Origin of the sequence: Algoriphagus sp. (genome assembly GCF_024642405.1) — a bacterium.
GTDB lineage: Bacteria > Bacteroidota > Bacteroidia > Cytophagales > Cyclobacteriaceae > Algoriphagus.
The window spans coordinates 1-5,053 of the sequence record NZ_JAHEBC010000286.1; the positions used below are offsets into that span (position 1 = coordinate 1).

Here is a 5,053-nt window from a genome sequence, read left to right on the forward strand (position 1 = left end):
AATCTCCGAGTTCTTGGCAAGGTACTAGTCTTCGGTCCAAAGACTTGGCAAAACGAAAAGAGTTCCTGACCGAGCACCTTTGGCAAGTGGATATCATTGCTCCCAGCGAAGCTATCCGAACTGAACGCTGGAAGTATTTCCGCTACATCAATGATCCAAGCCATGAGGAATTGTACGATCTAAAAGCTGATCCATTGGAAATCAATAATCTAGCTAAAGAGTCTGCCCATCAGGCAATTTTAAAAGAGCTTCGTGGCAAAATGGAGAAGAAAATTGCGGAGTATTTGAACGATCGAATAGAGTAGTTTAACGAATGGAAATGAAATTTGAGGAAATGAGTTAACCAAATCTATTCCTTAATTTGGTATAGGCTCGGAGAAGTAATTCCTTTTTCCAGATAATATTCTTTATTCATTTCGAAATGCATTTCTGTCATTGAATTGAGGTAAAGCTCGAGCGGCTCAAGTCCGATTGATTCTCTTCGTCGATTGACATTGACACTATCCTCGAGTGACTTTGGATATGCTTGGCCGATTGCCAGGTTATATGTGACCTGTGTTCCATAAATCTGTTTTTCGCCAGTGTTGAGTTTCACGCGATCCACAAGCAAGCCATAGTTATTTGGTTGGGCATTGTTGTTATCGACTTCAATTTTCATTTTTCCCAAGACTTTTGTCTGAAAATCTGGATCGTGATCAGAATGCTGAACCATCAACCAAAAATTAAATGAGCCTTCTTCGCCAGCCAAATCAAAACCCACGAATCCATACTGTTCAAAAATTTCTGCCAGTCGAGTTTGGTGTGTAGTGAACACACTGTCCTGGAAGGCCTCCCATTGTATTGGCGTTAATTTCAGATGTTCTTCTTGGGGAATATTAGCTGCAATTTGGTCGATCTCAGCCATGGCTTTTAGTTCTTCTGCCAGCGATTGATTAAAGTCAAGGGCTTCCTTTTCTTCCGTTTTGGTTTGGCAGGCGGTTCCGAATGAGACAATGATCAGGAATAAGATTAAATAATTGGGAATTTTCATGTTATTGTTTGGAATTAGATGTTTGTCCGAGATTCGATGTTTTCTACTTCTACGTCCAGTTTGAGAAATGCCTCTTTATTTTCCATCAGCATTTTTGAGAAAACAGGATTGACATCACCTTCTTCGTTTCTAGTGATGAATCCAAACTCGGTTCTGGAAAGTAAATTTACAAACCACAGCATTTCCGTCGCTTGCTGAGGAGCCGGGGCGATTCTTAAATCAGATTCGGGAGCCATGAGCCCATTTTCTCCATCCCCATACCGAAGACCTACCCCATTGAAAAGTAATTCCCCAAGCTCGTCATATTGATGCTCGTTGATCCAAGTGTGGAGGTAAGTTGCTACAAAGATCATGTACACACAGCTGTCCTTAAGATTCTGAATATCCTCTTGCGAGATTTCCTCATTTCCTTTATTAGTGGTGATGGGAGAGACGGCTTTCAGTTCACCATTGATCCGTTCTCGCTTCAAGTCTGGAACAAATCCATATTTGAATTGATAATAGTGCAAGCGTTCTTTTGATTGATCTTTAAGTTCAGGGCTAAGTTTTTCTAGGTCAACATCAGCTAAATAAACCGGCACGCTATGCTCAAGTAGGTCTTCTGAGAATCGGTAGATTTCCAACCAAAAGTTCTTGATTTCATCCAAATTCGAATCGATAAACTCGTTCACATAGTCCTGGGTGATTTTCCAAAACAAATGATCTGCCTTTGCCACTTCATGAGCAGTGCTGATTGGCGACATAGGCTTAAAACCTTTCCAATCTTGCACTCCTAGCAAATCTTTCGTGCGAGAAATAAGGCCTTTTTCAGTCAAGGCGGTGGCATTCGAGAGAAAATCCTTCAATAAAATTTTGTCTGCAGTATGATTGATCAATACCACTTCTTTCAAATGTGGAAGCAATAAGTTGGCAATGGGGTTTAATCGTAGATTTCTAAATGCAGCGATGGCATATTGCTCAGTATTGAGATGTGTTCCTGAAAAATGGTCATCTACTTCGGTAGAAAAACTTCCTGTGACTCTTGCGATTCGCTTTGCTTGCATCCAAGCTTCGCCATCTTCTGGTGTAAATGTCCTTTTTTTCCAAGGGTCTTTCTCTAAGGCTGTCAATCGTCCAGTTAATGTGATTTTTACAGGTGAGGGAAGGCCCTCTTCGTCTAGCTTAAACTGAATTTGTGCTCCAGGAAGGGCATAGATTTCATTGGTTTCATATTGGCAAGCACCAAAATAATTGACTAGGAAATGCCCGGCTTTTTCAGGGTCAGGAAGAAAAGAGGATCTATTCATTCCATTCATCTGACGATTACCAAAATAGGAATCCGAGCGAGTATAGCCAGGTAATTTTTGCTCGATACATCTGGAAAGATTGAGCGGGTAATCATCTTGTATGGTCCCCAGGTTTATTTTGTGAGAGTTCAGCCATATCAATTCCAAATGCTTTGCCTTCGTAAGTTCATAGGGTATAAATTGCTGGGCTAGGGCATCTTGTCTGGCTTGGGAATAGTATTGAGGAGCATCTTTTTCCCTGTCTTTGATCAGAACTCTTGGGGCTGGGTAATCCGCCCTGTATTCCCAGTAATCTAGCCTGAAGTTTTCCAACATAAAGGAGTCTGATCGAAGCTGGTCTTTCCTTACCCATTTTTTTTCGAACAAAGTGAAATGAGCAGTGGACTTTCCGTCTTTGAAATAAATGTGTGAAGTCTGGTAGACTTCCATTCGGAGATTTAGTACGAAAATCCCTTTGGCAACAGATCGATCGTAGTCAATGCCATAATATCCCTCGTCATCTGTGATTCCCTCTCCAAGTTTTTTCCACTGCAAGCGCCAGGTTCTGGCCCAGAACTCAATATTCATGTGATGAATAGGCTTAGCATGGCCATTTTTCATCGCAAAAGTCACTCGTCCTTTGATGGTACTGTTTCGGTTTTTACCAAAACATTTTTCTCCTCGGGGGAAAAGGAAGTGTTGAAGTTTTTGAAAGAGGTTTCTTAAGTCTTTAAACACCACATAAAAAAATTCTAAAATAATGGTGATTGGACTTGAAATAATTTTTGATCTTCCTACTTCAATGTGATTAATACTTTTGAATCGGGGAGAGAAAAAGCTCCCCTTATCTGTGAATTCGATTTTGGTTTCTTCTCTACATTCTTTAATTATTTTTTTTATTTCTTGGTGGGTCATTTCTGAAGGTTTTATTCAAGGATTTTTAAAGAAAAAAAATGATCAGAATTTTGAAATATAAATTAGTAATAAGTGTTTTTCATTTCTCCAAGATGATAGATAAAAGTGTTGAGAATAGCATTTTTGAGGAATGATTTAAGGAAACGTTTTTTTAATTTCAATCTATAAATCCCAATCGGGTAGCTCCATAGAACAAACTAGTTTTCTAAGTTCAGGGATTCAATTGATCTTTTAACTAAGTCACATCAGGTTTTTTTCCTTATCTTTTTCACAGAAATGATATAAAGACTAGATTGAAATATACGAATCGCTATGTTTAAATTGATTTTTTAGAACTGTACAAGTAAAAGTTGTCCACCTAACATCTTATCCATGAATAAGCCAGATTTTCTCTATGACCGAAAGGGGCCTTGGCCTCAACCCAGCCCATCACATCCATTTGGAGAAGCCCCTGCAGTCGTACATATCCCTAAAGATGAACAACGGACTTGGTTTTGGAATATTGGCTTTAGATACATTCGGAATGTGTTATTCTATTGGCCTAAAGCACTTTGGATGGCTTGGAAAAATCCAACTTGGGAACTCATCGATGATGAGGTGTTTTGTGATCAGATTTACACCACCCCATTGGCTAAATTTTTGAATCCTAATATCGATGACAACCTTCAAGAGATTTTTAAGGATCAGCTAAGTAAAAAAGACTCTGATTCCACCTATTTTGTGGCAGATTTTAGCTGTATGAAAGATGTTGTCCCATTCAAAGGATTGTATGTCGCTTCTACAGTAGCCTTAATGAGTAAGGCTAAAGAGGAATCAAGACTTAAGCTTCATGCCATCTATATTTTTGAAACAAAGTTGCTCCTTTTACCCGAGGATGGAGATGCTTGGTATCTCGCAAAAAACTATGCCATGATGGGGGCAACTTACCGGATATTGCTATCCACGCATCCTATTTTGCATTTTCCTTTTGATACAGTCAATGCAATTACCAAGACTTCGCTTCCCACTAGTAATACCATATTTAAATTACTCTATCCCCATTTTCAATTTACGCTAACATTGAATGATTCCGTATTGGAGAGTTCGAGTTCGCCAGTATATAATGATCAAAAATACCCATTTACAGGATTTTGTGGCCCCCAGGAAGGTTTACTTACACTCCTGGAATCTGGTTATGCAGGGATCGAGGGCAACTCTTCCTACCCAAAGTTTAAATGGGATGTTTACCCGACTGAAGTGTATTCTGATTACCAAGTGTATTTGATGGAATATTATCAGGCATTTAAGAGGTTTACCGATGAGGTGGTGAAAAAGATTCCTGCAAACGAAATTGAGGATATTAAAATTTGGGCAACCTATATTTCTCAGTGGCTTCCAGGGTTTCCTTCTGGCGAAAAAATCATGGAAGGAGATTTACTTTCAGGCTGCTTAGCCAAAATCATGTGGGACCTCTCCGTAGCCCATGCCACAGACCACCATTCATATGGCACTATTCCGATCAACCGATTGCCACTCCGGATGCGAGTACCGCCTCCAGCAAGTAAAAAAGATACTTTTAATCCAAAGGATCAGGCGAAAAAACTAGATGTATTCAAGTATGCGCTAGAATGGAAAATGTTTTTTAACGATTATACAGTGACGCACTTGGTAGATGTGGATTATAAATTTGCCAGTGCCGAACTTCAAAAAGTTCAGGCCAATTTCCTTCAAGATTTGGAATTGATAGATCTTCATATGCCTGTAAAAAGGTATATGGATCTTAAGAACATATCTGTCAGTATTCAGTTTTAACAAGCAATGATACATCTTCCTTACCAGTCGTTTAAAGAGAATAGAAATTATA

At 39.3% G+C, this 5,053-nt stretch carries 4 protein-coding genes; 2 read left to right on the plus strand and 2 right to left on the minus strand.

The window, feature by feature from the left end; all coding sequences use genetic code 11:
* Positions 1–305, plus strand: a 305-nt coding sequence (locus Q0L68_RS16225; protein WP_296705200.1) for a sulfatase/phosphatase domain-containing protein, incomplete at its 5' end; no start/stop codon positions are given.
* Between the two features lie 44 nt (positions 306–349).
* Here Q0L68_RS16225 and Q0L68_RS16230 read toward each other — a convergent pair.
* Complete coding sequence (locus Q0L68_RS16230; protein ID WP_296705202.1) at positions 350–1,030, minus strand: DUF6624 domain-containing protein; 681 nt, start codon at positions 1,028–1,030, stop codon at positions 350–352.
* A 14-nt stretch (positions 1,031–1,044) separates the two neighbouring features.
* Positions 1,045–3,210, minus strand: a complete 2,166-nt coding sequence (locus tag Q0L68_RS16235; protein WP_296705203.1) for a lipoxygenase family protein — start codon at positions 3,208–3,210, stop codon at positions 1,045–1,047.
* 372 nt (positions 3,211–3,582) lie between these two features.
* Between Q0L68_RS16235 and Q0L68_RS16240 the strand changes: the two genes are divergently transcribed.
* Entirely contained in the window at positions 3,583–5,001 is a 1,419-nt protein-coding gene (locus Q0L68_RS16240) for a hypothetical protein (RefSeq protein WP_296705205.1), read from the plus strand.
* Positions 5,002–5,053: the final 52 nt, after the last annotated feature.

What these genes read in the sequence shown, in the direction of transcription:
- Q0L68_RS16230 (WP_296705202.1), bottom strand. Translation starts at nt 1,030, where the DNA reads ATGAAAATTCCCAATTATTTAATCTTATTCCTGATCATTGTCTCATTC.
- Q0L68_RS16235 (WP_296705203.1), bottom strand. Translation starts at nt 3,210, where the DNA reads ATGACCCACCAAGAAATAAAAAAAATAATTAAAGAATGTAGAGAAGAA.
- Q0L68_RS16240 (WP_296705205.1), top strand. Translation starts at nt 3,583, where the DNA reads ATGAATAAGCCAGATTTTCTCTATGACCGAAAGGGGCCTTGGCCTCAA.